The sequence below is a fragment of the Paraburkholderia sp. BR10936 genome, assembly GCF_040965735.1.
GTDB classification, from domain to species: Bacteria; Pseudomonadota; Gammaproteobacteria; order Burkholderiales; family Burkholderiaceae; genus Paraburkholderia; species Paraburkholderia nodosa_A.
Window position 1 is genome coordinate 415,635 of the sequence record NZ_JBFRCM010000004.1, and the last position, 17,790, is coordinate 433,424.

Annotated in this window: 17 protein-coding genes; 12 read left to right on the forward strand and 5 right to left on the reverse strand. The window is 65.2% G+C overall.

Annotation, left to right across the window (positions count from 1 at the left end):
• Positions 1–257: 257 nt before the first annotated feature.
• The 6 genes from AB4Y36_RS11505 (at position 258) to AB4Y36_RS11530 (ending at position 5,970) form a co-directional block, all read left to right on the forward strand.
• Positions 258–1,772 (forward strand): NCS1 family nucleobase:cation symporter-1, encoded by a 1,515-nt coding sequence (locus tag AB4Y36_RS11505; protein ID WP_342945818.1) that lies wholly within the window; start codon positions 258–260, stop codon positions 1,770–1,772.
• 37 nt (positions 1,773–1,809) lie between these two features.
• Complete coding sequence (locus AB4Y36_RS11510) at positions 1,810–2,598, forward strand: aspartate/glutamate racemase family protein (RefSeq protein WP_069265743.1); 789 nt, start codon at positions 1,810–1,812, stop codon at positions 2,596–2,598.
• A gap of 258 nt (positions 2,599–2,856) precedes the next feature.
• Positions 2,857–3,816: an allantoinase PuuE gene (gene puuE, locus AB4Y36_RS11515; RefSeq protein WP_368683010.1), complete on the forward strand. Its 960-nt coding sequence runs from the start codon at positions 2,857–2,859 to the stop codon at positions 3,814–3,816.
• Positions 3,813–4,334, forward strand: coding sequence for a 2-oxo-4-hydroxy-4-carboxy-5-ureidoimidazoline decarboxylase (gene uraD, locus AB4Y36_RS11520; RefSeq protein ID WP_342945816.1), 522 nt, complete (start codon positions 3,813–3,815; stop codon positions 4,332–4,334). The genes puuE and uraD overlap by 4 nt, the downstream gene beginning before the upstream one ends.
• 82 nt (positions 4,335–4,416) lie before the next feature.
• Complete coding sequence (gene alc / locus AB4Y36_RS11525) at positions 4,417–5,427, forward strand: allantoicase (protein WP_342945815.1); 1,011 nt, start codon at positions 4,417–4,419, stop codon at positions 5,425–5,427.
• 18 nt (positions 5,428–5,445) lie between these two features.
• Positions 5,446–5,970: an ureidoglycolate lyase gene (locus AB4Y36_RS11530; RefSeq protein ID WP_069265648.1), complete on the forward strand. Its 525-nt coding sequence runs from the start codon at positions 5,446–5,448 to the stop codon at positions 5,968–5,970.
• Between the two features lie 363 nt (positions 5,971–6,333).
• Here the strand turns inward: AB4Y36_RS11530 and AB4Y36_RS11535 are convergent, their stop codons facing one another.
• From AB4Y36_RS11535 to AB4Y36_RS11545, 3 genes are all read right to left on the reverse strand, one after another.
• On the reverse strand, positions 6,334–7,527 hold the full coding sequence (locus AB4Y36_RS11535) for a urate hydroxylase PuuD (RefSeq protein WP_069265649.1): 1,194 nt from the start codon (positions 7,525–7,527) through the stop codon (positions 6,334–6,336).
• Positions 7,528–7,743: 216 nt separating this feature from the next.
• The gene (uraH, locus tag AB4Y36_RS11540) at positions 7,744–8,097 is read right to left on the reverse strand and encodes a hydroxyisourate hydrolase (RefSeq protein WP_028204021.1); all 354 of its coding nucleotides are present in this window, start codon (positions 8,095–8,097) and stop codon (positions 7,744–7,746) included.
• Between the two features lie 236 nt (positions 8,098–8,333).
• Positions 8,334–8,477, reverse strand: a complete 144-nt coding sequence (locus tag AB4Y36_RS11545) for a hypothetical protein (protein WP_368683011.1) — start codon at positions 8,475–8,477, stop codon at positions 8,334–8,336.
• Positions 8,478–8,685: 208 nt separating this feature from the next.
• Between AB4Y36_RS11545 and AB4Y36_RS11550 the strand changes: the two genes are divergently transcribed.
• Entirely contained in the window at positions 8,686–10,095 is a 1,410-nt protein-coding gene (locus AB4Y36_RS11550; RefSeq protein WP_368683012.1) for an 8-oxoguanine deaminase, read from the forward strand.
• Between the two features lie 66 nt (positions 10,096–10,161).
• On the opposite strand, the gene AB4Y36_RS11555 is transcribed toward AB4Y36_RS11550, so the two are convergent.
• Positions 10,162–11,094: a LysR substrate-binding domain-containing protein gene (locus AB4Y36_RS11555; RefSeq protein WP_069265652.1), complete on the reverse strand. Its 933-nt coding sequence runs from the start codon at positions 11,092–11,094 to the stop codon at positions 10,162–10,164.
• Between the two features lie 257 nt (positions 11,095–11,351).
• On the opposite strand from AB4Y36_RS11555, the gene AB4Y36_RS11560 reads away from it, so the two are divergent.
• The 4 genes from AB4Y36_RS11560 to AB4Y36_RS11575 all read left to right on the forward strand — a co-directional run bounded on the left by AB4Y36_RS11560 (position 11,352) and on the right by AB4Y36_RS11575 (position 16,296).
• Complete coding sequence (locus tag AB4Y36_RS11560) at positions 11,352–12,977, forward strand: ABC transporter ATP-binding protein (protein ID WP_342945813.1); 1,626 nt, start codon at positions 11,352–11,354, stop codon at positions 12,975–12,977.
• A 66-nt stretch (positions 12,978–13,043) separates the two neighbouring features.
• Entirely contained in the window at positions 13,044–14,150 is a 1,107-nt protein-coding gene (locus tag AB4Y36_RS11565; RefSeq protein ID WP_069265654.1) for an ABC transporter permease, read from the forward strand.
• A 39-nt stretch (positions 14,151–14,189) separates the two neighbouring features.
• On the forward strand, positions 14,190–15,119 hold the full coding sequence (locus AB4Y36_RS11570; RefSeq protein ID WP_368683013.1) for an ABC transporter permease: 930 nt from the start codon (positions 14,190–14,192) through the stop codon (positions 15,117–15,119).
• A 91-nt stretch (positions 15,120–15,210) separates the two neighbouring features.
• Positions 15,211–16,296, forward strand: a complete 1,086-nt coding sequence (locus AB4Y36_RS11575) for a BMP family ABC transporter substrate-binding protein (RefSeq protein ID WP_368683014.1) — start codon at positions 15,211–15,213, stop codon at positions 16,294–16,296.
• 134 nt (positions 16,297–16,430) lie between these two features.
• Here the strand turns inward: AB4Y36_RS11575 and AB4Y36_RS11580 are convergent, their stop codons facing one another.
• Positions 16,431–16,640, reverse strand: coding sequence for a dodecin (locus AB4Y36_RS11580; RefSeq protein ID WP_069265657.1), 210 nt, complete (start codon positions 16,638–16,640; stop codon positions 16,431–16,433).
• A gap of 189 nt (positions 16,641–16,829) precedes the next feature.
• Between AB4Y36_RS11580 and AB4Y36_RS11585 the strand changes: the two genes are divergently transcribed.
• Positions 16,830–17,735, forward strand: a complete 906-nt coding sequence (locus tag AB4Y36_RS11585; protein ID WP_368683015.1) for an NAD(P)-dependent oxidoreductase — start codon at positions 16,830–16,832, stop codon at positions 17,733–17,735.
• Positions 17,736–17,790 lie beyond the last annotated feature (55 nt).

Genomic DNA, 17,790 nt, shown 5'->3' on the forward strand with positions numbered 1-17,790 from the left:
TGCAGTAAAGCGCGACAGCCCGCTTCGACAGGTGGCTGCCGCGGCTGAAAAGGATGGAGTGGGGCGCATGCAATGCATGCGTACGGCAAGAACAGGCACAGCGTTACAGGGCGCCATTAGGCGGCGACCGGCGCAGTGCCCGCGAAGGCCAGACCATTCGGGGATATCGCGGCGGCCGCGTCCAGCGGCGGTGCGCACGCGTTTCGAGGCGTTCAGGCGTCTTTTTTCCGTCGGCATATCCATCCAAGGAGCGGATCATGGCTCAATTCAGCGCGTCACCTGGCAGTCCGGCAGTGCCCAACTTCGAATCTGGCGAAAGCAGCGAGTCCGCAGACAATCTGCGCTTGCCGGCCGGCTACAGCGAGCGGCTCTACAACCACGACCTGGCTCCCCTCAAGGAGCAGACCTGGGGCGCGTACAACATCTTCGCGTTCTGGATGTCCGACGTGCATAGCGTCGGCGGCTATGTGTTCGCGGGGAGCCTCTTCGCGCTCGGCCTCACGAGCTGGCAAGTGCTCGTCGCGCTGATCGTCGGCATCTCCATCGTCAATGTGCTCTGCAATCTGATCGCGCGGCCGAGCCAGCGTCACGGCGTGCCGTATCCGGTGGCGTGTCGCGGCACCTTCGGCGTACTCGGCGCCAACATTCCCGCCGTGATTCGCGGCCTCATCGCCGTGGCGTGGTACGGCATCCAGACCTATCTCGCTTCGAGCGCGCTCGTGATCGTCGTGCTCAAGTTCGTTCCGCAACTCATGCCTTATGCCGACGTGCACAAGCACGGCTTGCTCGGGCTTTCCGCGGTCGGCTGGGCCGGCTTCATGACGCTCTGGGTGCTGCAGGCCCTCGTGTTCTGGAACGGCATGGAGACCATCAAGAAGTTCATCGACTTCGCGGGGCCGGCTGTTTATGTCGTGATGTTCGCGCTCGCGGGCTACATGGTGTATCGCGCGGGTTGGCGCAACATCGGTTTGAATCTCGGCGGCGTGAAGTATCACGGCACTGAAGTGATTCCCGTGATGATCACGGCGATCTCGCTCGTGGTGTCGTATTTCTCGGGGCCGATGCTCAATTTCGGCGACTTCTCGCGCTACGGCAAGTCGCTCAAGAGCGTGCACAAGGGCAACTTCTGGGGGCTGCCGGTCAACTTCCTCGCCTTCTCTCTCGTCACGGTCATCACGACGTCGGCAACGCTGCCTGTGTTCGGAGAACTGATTACCGATCCCGTCGAAACGGTCGGCCGCATCGATCATCCGACCGCGGTGATTCTCGGCGCGCTCACGTTCACGATCGCGACTATCGGCATCAACATCGTCGCGAACTTCGTTTCGCCCGCGTTCGATTTTTCCAACGTCGCGCCGCGGCTCATCAGCTGGCGTGCGGGTGGCATGCTCGCCGCCGTGGCCTCGATCTTCATCACGCCGTGGAATCTCTTCAACAACCCGGCCGTGATTCACTACACGCTCGACATACTCGGCGCCTTTATCGGGCCTTTGTATGGTGTCCTCATCGTCGACTTTTATCTCGTGAAGCGCGGTCGTCTTGCCGTGGATGATCTCTACACGGTGTCGCCGAACGGGGCGTACTGGTATCGCAACGGCGTGAACTGGCGCGCGGTGTCGGCCTTGCTGCCCGCCGCCGTCATCGCGATTCTCTGCGTGATGGTGCCTTCGCTCGGCGGCGCGGCGAACTTCTCGTGGTTCATCGGTGCCGCACTCGGCGCGTTGTTCTACCGTGCGCTCACGATGGGCGAACGTGCTCGCGCGAACGCATGAGCTGCGCGTAAAACCAGGCATCGACGAAGGAATCGAAATGCGCATCAAACTGATCAATCCGAACACTACGCAGCGTATGACCGCCGCGATGGAGCAGTGCGCGCGCGCCGTGATCGCACCGGGCACGGAGGTGGTGGCGGTGAGCCCGACGATGGGCCCGCCGTCGATCGAAGGCTATTACGACGAGGCGCTCGCCACCCCTGGCCTGCTCGCCGAAGTGGAGGCGGGCGAGCGCGAAGGCTTCGACGGCTACGTGATCGCGTGCTTTGGCGACCCGGGCTTGTACGCGGCGCGCGAGTTGGCGCGCGGGCCCGTCGTGGGCATCGCGGAAGCCGCGATGCATGCGGCGAGCGTGCTCGCGCCGGGCTTCTCGGTCGTGACGACGCTCTCGCGCACGCGCGCCATGGCCTGGCATCTCGCCGAGCGTTACGGCATGACGCGTTTTTGCCGCAACGTGCGCGCGATCGACGTGGCTGTGCTCGAACTCGATGAACCGGGGTCGGCCGCGCGCCGCGCGATCGTCGACGAGTGCCGCCGTGCGCTCGAAGAAGACGGTGCGGACGCGATCGTGCTCGGTTGCGCGGGCATGACGAGCCTGTGCGCGCAGGTGGAAGACGCGCTCGGCGTGCCGGTGGTCGACGGCGTGACGGCCGCCGTGAAGTGGGTCGAGGCGCTCGTCGCACTGCGCCTCACGACCGCCAAGCGCGGCGACTTCGCGCGCCCGCTCGCCAAGCGCTACGACGGCGACTTCGCGCGTTTCAGCCCGGCCAACCCCGCCCCGGCCACGGAAACGCCGCCGCCCGTGCGGCCGCTGCGTTACGGGTAAACGCGCAGCGCGCGCAAGCGGAGGTGGCCACCCGGATCACGTCGTATCGGGCGGCCACATACACCTCGCTTGACCCGTACTATCTGAGCGTGCGTATGGGCGCGTACAGGTGATTTCGCTACACTGGTCCGGTCCTGTGAGCAGGTTGCGCGGACCGTCCGCGAGGCCCTGCAATGCAGCGCCAGCGGCCGTTTCGCGGTGCCTCGCCGTTGTGCGGATATTGCGTTTCATTCTCTCTATTCGATTGATTCGACCAGCATGCCACTCGATCCCCAATATCCCCGCGATCTGATCGGTTATGGCCGGTATCCGGTGCAGGCCAACTGGCCCGGCCAGGCGCGCGTCGCGGTGCAGTTCGTGCTCAACTACGAAGAGGGCGGCGAAAACTGCGTGCTGCACGGCGACCCCGGCTCCGAGCAGTTCCTCTCCGAAATCGTGGGCGCCGCGGCCTATCCCGCGCGCCATATGAGCATGGAGTCGATCTACGAATATGGCTCGCGCGCGGGCGTGTGGCGCATCCTGCGCGAATTCGAAAAGCGCGGCCTGCCGCTCACCGTGTTCGGTGTGGGCATGGCGATCGAGCGTCATCCCGAAGTCGCGCGTGCGTTCGTCGAGTTGGGCCACGAGATCGCGTGCCATGGGTATCGCTGGATTCACTACCAGGACGTCTCGCCCGCCAAGGAAGCCGAGCATATGAAGCTCGGCATGGAAGCGATCGAGCGCGTGACGGGCGTGCGCCCGCTCGGCTGGTACACGGGACGCGACAGCCCGAACACGCATCGCCTCGTGGCCGAGTATGGCGGCTTCCTCTACGACTCCGATTACTACGGCGACGACCTGCCGTTCTGGATGGACGTGGAGGTCACGGGCGGCACGTCGGTGCCGCAACTGATCGTGCCTTACACGCTCGACACCAACGACATGCGCTTCGCGTCGCCCCAGGGCTTCAACACGGCGGACCACTTCTTCACCTATTTGCGCGACGCATTCGACGTGCTCTACGAAGAAGGCGACGAAGCGCCGAAGATGCTCTCGATCGGCATGCACTGCCGGCTGCTCGGGCGCCCCGGGCGTTTTCGCGCGCTGCAGCGCTTTCTCGATCACGTCGAGAAACACGAGCGCGTGTGGGTCACGCGCCGCGTGGACATCGCGCGCCACTGGCGCGAGCATCATCCCTATCAACCGCAGCAGAACGACCACCGCGGGGCCGCCGCATGAAGGCAATGCACTACACCCTCGAACAGCTGAATCAAGCCTCGGTCGACGCCTTCGTGGCGGCACTTTCGGGCATCTTCGAGCACTCGCCCTGGGTCGCCGCTGCGGCCGCGCAGCAACGCCCGTTTGCGAGCATCGACGCGCTGCATCGCGCCATGTCGCAGGCCGTGGAAACCTCCGGCGAGACGCAGCAGCTCGCGCTCATCAACGCCCACCCGGAACTTGCGGGCAAGGCCGCCGTGCGTGGCGAGCTGACCGCCGAATCCACGCGCGAGCAAAGCGGCGCGGGTCTGAACCAGTGCACGCAGGAAGAGTTCGACAAGCTGCTGGCGCTCAACGGCGCGTATCGCGAGAAGTTCGGATTCCCATTCATTCTCGCGGTGCGCGGCTATGACCGCCACGGCATCATCGCGAATTTCGAGGCGCGCGTGAACAACAGCCGCGCCGATGAAATGCGCGCGAGCCTCGACCAGATTTACCGCATTGCGCGCTTCAGGCTGGACGAACTGATCGACGCGTAACGTGGCGACGCGCCCCCCGGCTTCTCGCGGAAGGGGTGCAGCGCCGTTTTGATCTACAGAAAAGACACGAAGGAAGACAACGATGGCACTCCCGACTCTCGATCCCAACGCCCCCGATTTCACGCGCCGCTTCGTGAATCTCGCGGACCCGCGCCTGGGCGCGCAGGCGCTCGAGGCGAGCGACGACTTCTTCGCGCCGAAGGATCGCATGCTCAATCCGGAGCCGGCCGTCTTTATTCCGGGCAAGTACGACGAACACGGCAAGTGGATGGACGGCTGGGAAACGCGCCGCAAGCGCACGAGCGGCTATGACTGGTGCATCGTGAAGCTCGCACGCCCCGGCGTCATCAAGGGCCTCGATATCGACACGAGCCACTTCACGGGCAACTACCCGCCGGCGGCATCGGTGGAGGGCGCGTACGTGGCCGATGGCGCACCCACGGCCACGACACAATGGACGGAGATCGTTCCTTCGACCTCGTTGAACGGCAATAGCCACCATTACGTGGAAGTGTCGAGCGACAAGCCGTACACGCACCTGCGCGTGAATATCTATCCCGATGGCGGCATCGCGCGTCTGCGCGTGTACGGCCAGCCGCAGGTGGACTGGGCGGGCGCGAGCCGTACCGAACTGTTCGACCTGGCCGCGATGGAAAACGGTGCGTACCTCGTTAGCGCGAACAACCAGCACTTTGGCATGGCCTCCACGCTGCTCATGCCGGGCCGCGGCGTGAACATGGGCGACGGCTGGGAAACGCGCCGCCGCCGGGAGCCGGGCAACGACTGGGCGATCATTGCGCTCGCACAGCCGGGCATCATCAAAAAGATCGAAGTCGATACGGCGCACTTCAAGGGCAACTATCCCGATCGCTGCTCGTTCCAGGCCGCGCGCGTGGTGGGCGGCACGGACAGCTCGCTCGTGACCCAGGCCATGTTCTGGCCGGTGCTGCTCGGCGAGCAGAAGCTGCAGATGGACAAGCAGCACTACTACGAAAGCGAACTGGCGGCGCTCGGTCCGGTTACGCACGTGCGCTTCAACATCATCCCGGACGGCGGCGTTTCGCGTGTACGCCTCTGGGGCACGCTCGCCTGATACGCTGACGAGGCCATCATGAGTGAAACAAGGACGACGCTGACTATCGAGCCGCTCACGCCCGAGGCGTTCGCGCCCTTCGGCGACGTGATCGAACTCGCGGGTGCGAAGCAGATTCCGATCAATCTAGGGACGACCATCCGCTTTCACGATCTCGCGAAAGTGGATGTGACCGACGAGGGCGGCCGCACGCTCGTGAATCTCTTTCGCGGGCAGCCGCGCGAGCTGCCGTTCGAAGTGAAGATGCTCGAACGGCATCCGCTGGGCAGTCAGGCGTTCGTGCCGCTCAACGACAAGCCGTATCTCGTGGTGGTCGCACCGGCGGGCGATCTGGATGTCACCCGGGTTCGCGCGTTCGTTTCGCGCGGCTGGCAGGGCGTGAATTATGCAAAGGGCGTTTGGCATCACCCGCTGATTGCGTTGGGCGAGGTGAGCGATTTCATCGTCGTCGACCGCGGTGGAGACGGGCTCAATCTCAACGAGCAGGATCTGCCTGAGTCGTTCTGGTTGACGGAAGAAGCGATGAAGGCGGCGATGCGCTAATTCGCGGAATTACCAGGCAGTCCGTATCAGCAGGAGAAAGCCACGTCCGAGACGTGGCTTTTTTTCGTTTTGCGGATGAAGGCGCGGTGAAACGTGGCGAGTCATTCATGGCTGTGTGCGACGCTTCAATACGTCGATTGGATCAGGTGGCGAGGGTCGTTGGCATACGCGCTCTGTATGCTCAGCGGCGCCCGACTGCGTTATGCGCCTGCCGTCGCCAGCCCGAATGGTTCGCAGCCCAACGCGCAACCCCCTCAGCAACGACCGTACCAAAGGCAAAAGGACCCGAAGCGCGTCGCGCCTCGGGTCCTTCCAGTCACATCTCACGTAGCGCGAGGCAAACCACTCGCGCTGCCAACTACATCATTGCTTCGCACCGCCCTGGAACCAGGTGGCGATCTTCTGCCGCTCGTCGTCGGTCATGTGAGTGACGTTGCCAAGCGGCATCGCCTTGAGCGTCACAGCCTGCTGATAGAGCCGCTGCGCGTTCTGCGAAATCTCGTCGGGCGTATCGAGCATCACGCCGGCCGGCGCTGCGCCCATCAACGTCGGGTGCGCCGAGTGACAGGCCGCACAACGTTGCTGCAGGATAGGCTGAATGTCGGAAACCTTCAGCGACGGTGCGTTCGCGGCTTCGGCCTGAGGCACGACCGGGCGCGGCAGCGTCCACACCAGCGCGACGAACATCAGGGCCACGCCGCCGATCGGCAGATACCAGAGCTGCTGGCCACGGTGACGCATCACGAAGAACTGGCGAATCAGTGCGCCGGCCAGCATGATCACCACGAGCACGGCCCAGTTATAGGCGTGGGCGTAGGTCATGGCGTAGTGGTTCGACAGCATCGCGAACACCACGGGCAGCGTGAAATACGTGTTGTGCACCGAGCGCTGCTTGCCGCGCTTGCCGTAGATCGGGTTCGGCACTTCGCCCTTGAGCATCGCGGCAACCATCTTGCGCTGGCCCGGAATGATGACGAAGAACACGTTGGCCGACATGATCGTCGCGAGCATCGCGCCCATGATGAGGTACGCGGCACGGCCAGAGAAGATGTGGCAGGCGAGGTAGGCGGCGATCACGACATAGAGGCCTACGCATACGCCCAGCAGCTTGTCCTTTGTGCCAAGCACGCGGCACAGCGAGTCATAGACGATCCAGCCGGCGGCGAGGAAGCCGAGCGCGGAGAAGATTGCGACGACAGGACCCATGTCGAGCACGTTCTTGTCGATCAGATACGTGTTCGGCGCCATGAGATACAGCACCGTGAAGAGCGACGCGCCCGAGAGCCACGTGGTGTACGACGGCCACTTCGACCAGTGAAGGTCATCGGGCATTTCGGGCGGCGCCACGGTGTACTTCTGCATGTTGTAGAAGCCGCCGCCGTGCACGTGCCACAGCTCGCCGAACACGCCGCGACGACGCTGGTTCGGGTCCGTGGGCGGTTTGAGGCTGTTGTCGAGCGCGACGAAATAGAACGACTCGCCAATCCAGGCGATCGCCGCGATGACGTGGAACCAGCGCAGTGCGAGGTTCAGCCAATCGGTAATAAAGCCTTCCATGAAACGTCTCCAGTCCTGATGCATTGCGCGCGCGTCTGAACGCACGTGCTAACTGCGGGGTATGAGCGCGCCGCGTAGCGTTGGGGCCGCAGAGTGACCCATGCGCGCTGCCGCGCTGCCATTGTTTTTTGTATGTCCTCGGGCTTGATGAGTCGGGCTGGAAGATCGCCCGGAATGCCCGACGAGTTCGTGTTGCGGTGGCCGCCCAATTGATGCTCAGCTGCCCCGATAGGTGCTGTACGACCACGGCGAAACGAGTAGCGGCACGTGGTAGTGCGAGCCCGCGTCGGCGATGCCGAAGCGCAGCACCACGCGGTCGACGAAGCGCGGCTCGGGCACTTTCGTGCCGAGAGCGGCGAAATAGTCGCCGGCGTGGAACACGAGTTCGTATTCGCCTTTGGCGAGCGCAACGCCCTCGAGCAGCGGCGCGTCGCAGCGGCCGTCGTCATTGGTGGTCACGGTCTTGAGCGCGCGGCGCGCGTCGCCCGAGAGCGCAAAGAGCTCGACCTTGATGCCCGCGCCGGGACGGCCGTTCGCGGTGTCGAGCACGTGGGTAGTCAGCTTGCCCATTCGCAGTTTTCCTTGTGAGTGCCTGGTGCGATTGCGAGGTTTCAGCGGCAGCTCTCGATCCCATGCATGATGCATTGCGGCGGATCGAGGCTCCACATCAGTGGCTACATACCCGTCGGCGGATCGAAGCGAGCGCCGTGAACGCATTTTAAGAACGATCGCACCCGGAGCGCGCGCGCGATAGGAAAGATAAAGCGACACGCATGAGGGTGAGCCCTGGGACTGCCTGGATGCTGTCACTCATTGCGCCCCGGATTCGCGCGTCCCTTGTTGGCATCGTAGCGACGCCAAAAATCGACCTTTATATGCGTGGCGTAAATTTGGGTATCGCAGCGGCGCGAATTGCCACGACTATTTTGGTTGCGGATCGTATAGGCCATGCGCAGCGCGTGCTGCGCGTCCCGAAGACGGCGGTGGACGCCGGGTAACCGGGCCAGCGGCGTCCTCGTCGGGACGCGTCGGCACCGGGCGCCTGGGCGACCGGCGAGGTCGGCGGGTGAGGCGAGGGCGTCTGGTTCACGTGCCGTGCGCGAGTCCGAACGAAAAGCCAGGGCTCGTGGCGGCACGACAACGGAGCGAACAAGGACGATGGAACCCACTCTCGCACAGCGGCAAAACCCGCAAGACCCGCAAAAGCCCGGCAAGACATTGCTGGTGAAAAACGCCGACATGCTGGTGACGATGGACGGCGCGCGTCGCGAGATTCGCGGCGGCGGGCTCTACGTCGAAGGCAACCGCATCGTCGCGGTCGGCCCGACGGCCGACCTGCCCGCCACGGCCGACGAGCTGATCGACGCCAGCGGCCACCTCGTGACGCCGGGGCTCGTCAACACACACCACCACATGTACCAGAGCCTCACGCGCGCCGTGCCCGCCGCGCAGGACGCCGAACTGTTCGGCTGGCTCACCAGCCTCTACAAGGTATGGGCGAACCTCACGCCCGAGATGATCGAGGTCTCGACGCTCACCGCGATGGCGGAGCTGCTGCTCTCGGGTTGCACGACGTCCAGCGATCATCTGTACATCTATCCGAACGGCAGCAGCCTCGACGACAGCATCCGCGCGGCGCAGCGCATCGGCATGCGCTTTCATGCAAGTCGCGGCAGCATGAGCGTCGGCCAGAAGGACGGCGGCTTGCCGCCCGATTCCGTGGTCGAGCGCGAGGACGCGATTCTCGCCGACACGCAGCGCCTCATCGAGACGTATCACGACGAGGGCCGGTACGCGATGCTGCGCGTCGTCGTGGCGCCGTGCTCGCCGTTTTCGGTGAGCCGCGACCTGATGCGCGAATCGGCGGTGCTCGCACGGCACTACGGCGTGTCGATGCACACGCATCTCGCCGAGAACGCCAACGACATTGCTTACAGCCGCGAAAAGTTCGGTATGACGCCCGCCGAATATGCGGAGGACCTGGGCTGGGTGGGCCGCGACGTCTGGCATGCGCACTGCGTACAGCTCGACGATCACGGCATCGGTTTGTTCGGCCGGACCGGCACCGGCGTCGCGCATTGCCCGTGCTCGAACATGCGGCTCGCCTCCGGCATCGCGCCCGTGAAGAAGATGCGGCTCGCCGGCGTACCGGTCGGGCTCGGCGTGGATGGTTCGGCGTCGAACGACGGCGCGCAGATGGTGGCCGAGGCGCGGCAGGCCATGCTGCTCGCGCGCGTGGGCTTCGGGCCGGATGCCATGACGGCGCGCGAAGCGCTCGAAATCGCGACGCTGGGCGGCGCGCAGGTGCTGGGCCGCGACGACATCGGCGCGCTTGCACCCGGCATGGCGGCGGACTTCGTGGCGTTCGACCTGCGCCAGCCGCTTTTCGCGGGTGCGCTGCACGATCCTGTTGCTGCGCTCGTCTTCTGCGCACCCTCGCAGGTCGCGCTGAGCGTGATCGGCGGGCGCGTGGTCGTGAAGGACGGCGTGTTGCAGACGGTGGAGCTTGGGCCGGTCATCGAGCGGCATAACCGGCTCGCGGCGCAACTCGTGCAGATGGCGCGCTGAGGCAAGCGCGCCACGCATGGACGTATTGAAAGTTCAGGCGGCCGCAGCAGCGTGCGGCCGTGCTGCTCAAGGCTTGTCGATCAGCGTCTTCGTCGCTTCGGCGATGAGGCTGCGTAACCAGCGTACTTCGTCCGAGTAATGACAGCGTTCGTGCCACAACTGGTAGTACTGCATCGGCGGGAAGTCGAGCGGCGCGGGTACGACCGTGAGCGGCAGGAAGCGCGCATAGTGGTCGGCGAACAGGCGCGTGGTCGTGAAGACCAGGTCCGACTTCACGAGCACGTAGGGCGCGAGATTGAAGTACGGCAGCGTGACGACCACGTGGCGCTTGAGGCGCTCGCGCGCGAGGTGCACGTCGATGGCGCCGCGCTGGCCCACGGAGTAGGGCGTGGGCGCGAGATGCGGCGCGTTCAGATACTGGTCGAGCGTGAGCCCGCCGCGCTTGGCGAACGGGTGCGAGTTGCTCATCAGGCAGACGATCTGGTCGACGAACAGGTTCGACAGGTGCAGTTGTTCGGGCGGCTCGGGCCAGTTGCCGATGACGATATCGAGCTTGCCTTCCTCGAGCGCGAGCTCGTAGTCGAACGCAGGCCCGAGCGAGTGAAACTCGAGCGTGGCGTTGGGCGCGGCCAGGCGGAAGCGCTCGACCACGGTCGGCACGAACAGGACGTTCAAATAGTCAGGACAGCCAATCCGATAGCAACGGATAGAGGTGGCCGGATCGAAATTGTGCTGCTGGAAGCGGATGCGCTCGATCTCGCGCAGTGCGTTCTGCACGGGCTCGAGCAGGCGCAGGCCGTACTCGGTCGGCACCATGCCGGACTTGCCGCGCACGAGCAGCGGGTCGCCGGTGATGTCGCGCAGGCGCCGAAGCGCCGCGCTGATTGCGGGCTGGGACTGATTGAGCTTGACGGCTGCGCGTGTCACGCTGCGCTCCATCAGAAGCGTGTGCAAGACGCGCAAGAGGTACGTGTCGATCGCCTCGCGTTGCTGACTCATGAATTCTCCGAATTATATGTTCTGGCTGATCGATGAGGCTTGGGGGTATATCGTTTTTAATATGGACAAAAAGTGGCGTCAAGCGAGGCTTACCCCGAGGCTCGCGCCGGGGTCATGCCGGCCAGCCTCATGCAGCGAGGCAACAGCGAATTTTGACGGCTCGACCTTCGCAGGGCTAACAGGTATCGTCACCCCCGCACGGCGGCCAGCGTCAATCGGGTTAACGAACAGCAATTACGTACAACGGCGGAACCTCCATGGGTGATTCTTCTTCTCGTCAGGCAACGCTTGGGCAAAACGGCAGCGATGTGCCGCGCCTCGCGCTTGCCGGCATCACGAAGCAGTACCCGGCGGTGCGCGCGAACGACGATGTCACGCTCTCGGTCGCGCCGGGCGAAATCCACGCCTTGCTCGGCGAGAACGGCGCGGGCAAGAGCACGCTCATGAAGATCGTCTACGGCGCGGTGCGGCCCGACGCGGGCGAGATCCGCTGGGAAGGCCACGCCGTCGAAATCGCGAGTCCGGCTGCGGCGCGCAAACTCGGCATCGGCATGGTGTTCCAGCATTTTTCGTTGTTCGAAACGCTTACCGTCGGCGAGAACATCGCGCTCTCGCTCGACGAACCGTTCGACCTGAAAACGCTCGGCAAACGCATTCGCGAGGTGTCGGCGCAATACGGCCTCGATGTCGATCCGCAGCGCCACGTGCATAGCCTCACGGTGGGCGAGCGTCAGCGCGTGGAGATCGTGCGCTGCCTGCTGCAGAATCCGCGTTTGTTGATCATGGACGAACCGACTTCGGTGCTCACGCCGCAAGCGGTGCGCAAGTTGTTCGGCACGCTGCGGCGTCTCGCTTCCGAAGGCTGCAGCATTCTCTATATCAGCCACAAGCTCGACGAAATCCAGGAGCTTTGCGACACGGCCACCGTGCTGCGCGGCGGCAAGGTCACGGGCCGCGTCATTCCGCGCGAAGAAACGCATGCGTCGCTCGCGCGGCTGATGGTCGGGCGCGAACTGCCCGACTACACGCGGCGCGCACACGCGCCCGGCGACGTGCTGCTCGAAGCACGGCATCTGTCGATGCCGAGCGACGATCCGTTCGGCACCTCGCTCAACGACGTTTCGTTCGGCGTGCATGCGGGCGAGATACTCGGTATCGCCGGCGTCTCGGGCAACGGCCAGGCGGAACTGCTCGCCGCGCTCTCGGGCGAGGCGCAAGCGGCCCGTCACGGGGTGAGCGCCGATGCCGTCAGGATTTGCGGCAAGGCCTCGGGACGCCTTTCGGCTGGGGCGCGCCGAAAGCTCGGCTTCGCTTTCGTGCCGGAGGAACGCCTTGGGCGCGGCGCGGTCCCGGCCATGTCGCTTGCCGAAAACGCCTTGCTCACGGCACACCGCGAAGGCATGGTGCGCTCGGGTTGGCTCAGGACGGGCGCGATGCGCGCGTTCGCCGAGCGCTGCATCGGCGCGTTCGATGTGCGCTGCGGCGGCCCGGATGCGCTCGCGCAAAGCCTCTCGGGCGGCAACTTGCAGAAGTACATCGTGGGGCGCGAGATTCTCCAGGCGCCGAAGGTGCTCGTGGTCGCGCAACCCACCTGGGGCGTGGACGTGGGCGCGGCCGCATTCATTCGCCAGCAGTTGCTCGATCTTTCGGCGCGCGGTGTGGCGATACTCGTGATCTCGGAAGAACTGGAAGAGCTTTTCGACATCTGCGACCGCATTGCCGTGCTCGCGGGCGGACGCCTTTCGCCCGCGCGTTTGACCGGCGAGACGAACGCCGAGGAAATCGGCCGCTGGATGGCGGGGCTCTTCGGCGAGCGCGCGGATCGCGGAGACGGCGGCCGGCCCAACGGCGAGCCGCCCGCGCAGACCGTGGCGAACGCGTGACCTGCGACACATAACAACGCGCTAAAGCACATCGACCACCCGAGACCGACCACCGACTTCACGACCATGATCTTCCCGTACCGACTCGAAGCCCGCACGACGCCGTCGCGCACGGTGCGCATCGCCGTGCCGCTCATCGCGGCGCTGCTCACGCTCGCCATCGGCTTCCTGATCTTCGGCCTCGTGGGCCGCGATCCCTTGCAGGCGATGCACGCGTTCTTCATCGAACCGCTGTCGAGCATCAACGGCTGGTCCGAGCTCCTGCTCAAGGCCTCGCCGCTATGCCTGATCGCGCTCGGTCTCGCGGCGGGGTATCGCGCCAACGTGTGGAACATCGGCGCGGAAGGGCAGATGGTGCTGGGCGGCATCGCGGCGAGCGGCGTGGCGATCTATTTCGATCAGGCCACGGGCTGGTGGATCCTGTTCCTGATGATGTTCGCGGGCGTACTGGGCGGCATGGCGTGGGCGGCGATTCCCGCGTGGCTCAAGAGCCGCTTCAACACCAACGAGATCCTCACGAGCCTGATGCTCACCTACGTCGCCACGCAGCTACTGATCTGGCTCGTGAGCGGTCCGTGGCGCGACCCGCAGGGCATGAACTTTCCGCTCTCCGAAATGTTCAGCGGCGACGCGCTCTATCCGACCTTCGGCGGCGACTGGCGCATCCACTGGCTGCGCGGCACGCGCCTGAACGCATCGATCTTCCTGACGCTCGCGGCCATTCCGCTCGTGTGGCTCTTCATGCGCCGCAGCTTTGCGGGCTATCGCATGAGCGTGGGCGGCCTCGCGCCGCTCGCTGCGCGCTATGCGGGCTTCTCCGAGAAGAAGACGATCTGGACCTCGCTGCTGCTTTCCGGCGGCCTCGCCGGCCTCGCGGGCATGGGCGAGATTGCCGGTCCCATCGGTCAGCTGCAGGCGACCTGGTCGCCGGGCTACGGCTTCACGGCGATCATCGTCGTGTTCGTGGGGCGTCTGCATCCGGTCGGCATCGTGCTCGCGAGCCTCTTGATGGCGCTGCTCTACCTGGGCGGCGAAGCCGTGCAGACATCGCTGCAATTGCCGCAGGCGCTTTCCGGCGTGTTCCAGGGGCTGCTGCTGTTCTGCCTGCTCGGCGCGGACCTCTTCGTGAACTATCGCGTGCGCCGCCGTCATCCGGTCGCGGTTGCGAACTGACCAGCGCAAGCCAGAGAACAATCAAAAGGGCCACACGACATGGATATCCAGCAAGCCAGCTCGCTCGCCTCGAGCGCCGTCACCGCCGCCATCCCGCTCATGTTCGCGGGCGTGGGCGAGCTCGTCACCGAGAAGTCGGGCGTGCTCAACCTCGGCGTGGAAGGCATGATGCTGATGGGCGCCGTCACAGGCTACGCGGTCGCGACCATTACCGGCAGCCCATGGCTCGGCCTCGTTGCGGGTATGGCCGCCGGCATTGCGATGTCGTTGCTGTTCGGCTTTCTCGTGCTCACCATGCTCGCCAACCAGGTCGCCACGGGCCTCTCGCTCACGATCTTCGGCGTCGGGCTCTCGGCGTATGTCGGCAAGCCGTACACCTCGGCCGCGACCTCGGCGACCATCGCGGCCTGGCCGATTCCGGGGCTCTCGCAACTGCCCGTGGTCGGGCAGGCGCTCTTCAGCCTCACGCCTGTCGACTACCTTGCGTTCATCATGTTCGCCGTAGTCGGCTGGTTTCTCTATCGCACGCGCGCCGGGCTCGTGCTGCGCTCGGTCGGGGAGTCGCCGCAGGTCGCGCATTCGGTGGGCTTTCCCGTGATCGGCGTGTGCTATGGCGCGACCGCCTTCGGCGGCGCGATGGCGGGCCTCGCGGGCAGCTACTACTCCGTGGTGCAGCTGCATCTGTGGCAGGAGCAGATCACCGCAGGGCGCGGCTGGATCGCGCTCGCGCTCGTCGTGTTCGCGACGTGGCGCCCGGGCCGCCTCCTGATCGGCGCGCTGCTCTTCGGCGCGGTCACGGGCGCGCAGTTCTATGCGCAGGCCGTGGGCGTGCCGGTGCCCACGCAGTTCCTCGCCATGCTGCCGTACGTCGCGACGATCGTCGTGCTCGTGCTCATTTCGCGCAACCCGAACACGATCCGCCTGAACGCGCCGGCTTCGCTCGGCAAGCCGTTCTTTGGGGCCGCATAGGCGCGGTTGCTTAAGACGGGCAGTCTATCGGGAATACTAACCAAAACGCCTTGAACGCTCGCAGTTCCCCATTCACGACAGGAGATCCACGATGAAAAAAACCATCCTGACCGCTTTCGCCGTCGCCGCCACGTGCGGCACGGCGGCCCTCGCGCCCGTGGCCCACGCCGCCGACGCGCCGGGCGTCGCGTTCGTCTATCTCGGCAATCCGGGCGATGCCGGCTGGACCTTCGCGCACGATCAGGGCTCGAAGGTCGCCGAGCAGAAGTTCGGCAACAAGATCAAGATCACGCGCGTGGAAAACGTGCCGGAGTCGGCGGACTCGGAGCGCGTGTTCCGCGATCTCGCGAACAAGGGCAACAAGATCATCTTCGGCACGAGCTTCGGTTATCAGGACTTCCAGCTCAAGGTGGCGAAGGATTTCCCGGACACCGTGTTCCTGCACGCGACGGGCTACAAGAAGGCGCCGAACTTCGGCACCTATGACGTGCGCATGTATCAGGGCGCGTATCTCGCGGGCGTCGCCGCGGGTTACGCGACGAAGACCAACGCGCTCGGTTTCGTCGCCTCGGTGCCGATTCCCGAAGTCGTGCGCAACATCAACGCGTACACGCTCGGCGCGCGCTCGGTGAATCCGAAGGTGCATACCAAGGTCATCTGGATCAACAGCTGGTTCGATCCGGGCAAGGAGAAGCAGGCCGCCGAAACGTTGATCGGCCAGGGCGCCGACGTGCTGCTGCAAAACACCGATTCGAGCGCGACGCTCGCCACCGCCGAAGAGAAGAAGGTCCACGCGTTCGGCTGGGATTCAAACATGAAGAAGTTCGGCCCGCACGCGCACCTGGGCTCGGTCGAGGCGAACTGGGGCGTGTACTACGTCGCGGCGATCCAGCAGGTGCTCGATGGCAAGTGGAAGAACGACCCCGTGTGGTGGGGCATTCCGCAAAAGGCCGTCGATCTCGGCGACGTCAACACGTCCGAGCTCCCGGCAGACGCGCAAAAGGCGGTCGCCGCGAAGCGCGAACAGATCGCGAGCGGCAAGTGGGACGTCTTCACGGGCCCGATCAAGGATCAGACGGGCGCAGTCAAGGTTCCGGCCGGCAAGACGCTGACCGACCCGGAACTGCAACGCCTGAACTGGTACGTCGAAGGCGTGGACGGCTCGCTGCCGAAATAGGCATATGCCTGCACGGCGCGGGTGCGAGTTGCATTCCTCGTACGATTTCGACGTGCGTACGCGAAGCGGCTGCGTGTAGCGCTGAGAGGCGCGCGCAGCCGTTTGACGTTCTAGCAGCGCAACGCCGCGCCGCGTCAGTCGTCGATGCGTATGCCGACCTTGATCGTGACCTGCCAGTGCGAGACCTGATCGTTTTCGATCAGGCCGCGCGTTTCCACGACCTCGAACCAGTGCAGGTAGCGCAACGTCTTCGATGCCCGCGCGATGGCGCAACGAATGGCGTCGTCGCTGGACACCTTCGACGAGCCGGTAAGTTCGATCTGCTTGTAGACGTGGTCGTTCATGGCAGAGTCTCCTCGTGGGTCGCGCGGCGTCGGCGCGTCAATCGAGTATAGGTAACGGACCGGGGCGCAAGGGCAAAGATGAGAGAAGCCCGGCGCCAGTTATCATGACGCCTCGCGCGAAAACGAGCATTCGACGTGCCCGTTTTGCAGGCGTGAATGCGCAACGGCGATCGACAGGAGACGGAGAAAATGGACGGGCAGGTGTTGGGTTTTTGCGGACCGGGGCTGATGGGCGCGCCGATGATCCGTCACTTGCTGCGCGCCGGGCATGCAGTGCGCGTGTGGAACCGCTCGCCGGCGAAGGCGCAGGCGCTGATCGCCGACGGCGCGCAGGTGGCCGCGACGCCTGGCGAGCTCGCGCGCGAGGCTGACGTGGTGTTGCTGTGCGTCGCCGACGCGGCGGCGGTCGAGCAGGTGGTGTTCGGCGAACACGGGCTTTTGGCCGGTACGCCCGGCGCGAGCGGGCGCGTGCGCGTGCGTCGCATCGTCGATCATTCGAGCATTCCTCCCGACGCGACACGCAGGCTCGCAGAGCGCGCGGCGGCGTTCGGCGTGGATTGGGTCGACGCGCCGGTTTCGGGCGGCGTGGCGGGCGCGCAAAACGGCACGCTGGCGATCATGGCGGGCGGCGCAGCGGCCGACGTCGAAGCCGTTACGCCGATCCTCGGCGCCTACGCGGCGCGCGTGACCCATATGGGTGGCGTGGGCGCGGGTCAGACCACCAAGCTGTGCAACCAGGCCATCGTCACGGCTACGGTTGCCGCAATTGCCGAAGCGGTGAGCCTCGCGCGGCGCAGCGGCATCGAGGCGGCGAAGCTGCCCGAGGCGCTTGCGGGCGGCTGGGCCGATTCGACGTTGCTGCGCACGTTCGTGCCGCGTATGACGCAAGACGGGTTCGAATCCATCGGCACGCTCAAAACGTTCCAGAAAGACGTGGACACGATCGCCGCCGCGGCCGCTCAGACCGGCACGCCTATGCCCGTCTCGGGCACGGTCCAGCAATTGCTGCGTCTCGCGGCAGCCATGGGCCTCGAGCAGGCCGATTTTTCGGGCTTCATCGACGTGCTGCAGACACCGCGCAGCGGCGAAGCGTGACCTGATCAGGCACCCGCAGGCCTCGCGAGCGATGCGGCCCCGTTGTAACCGGCGT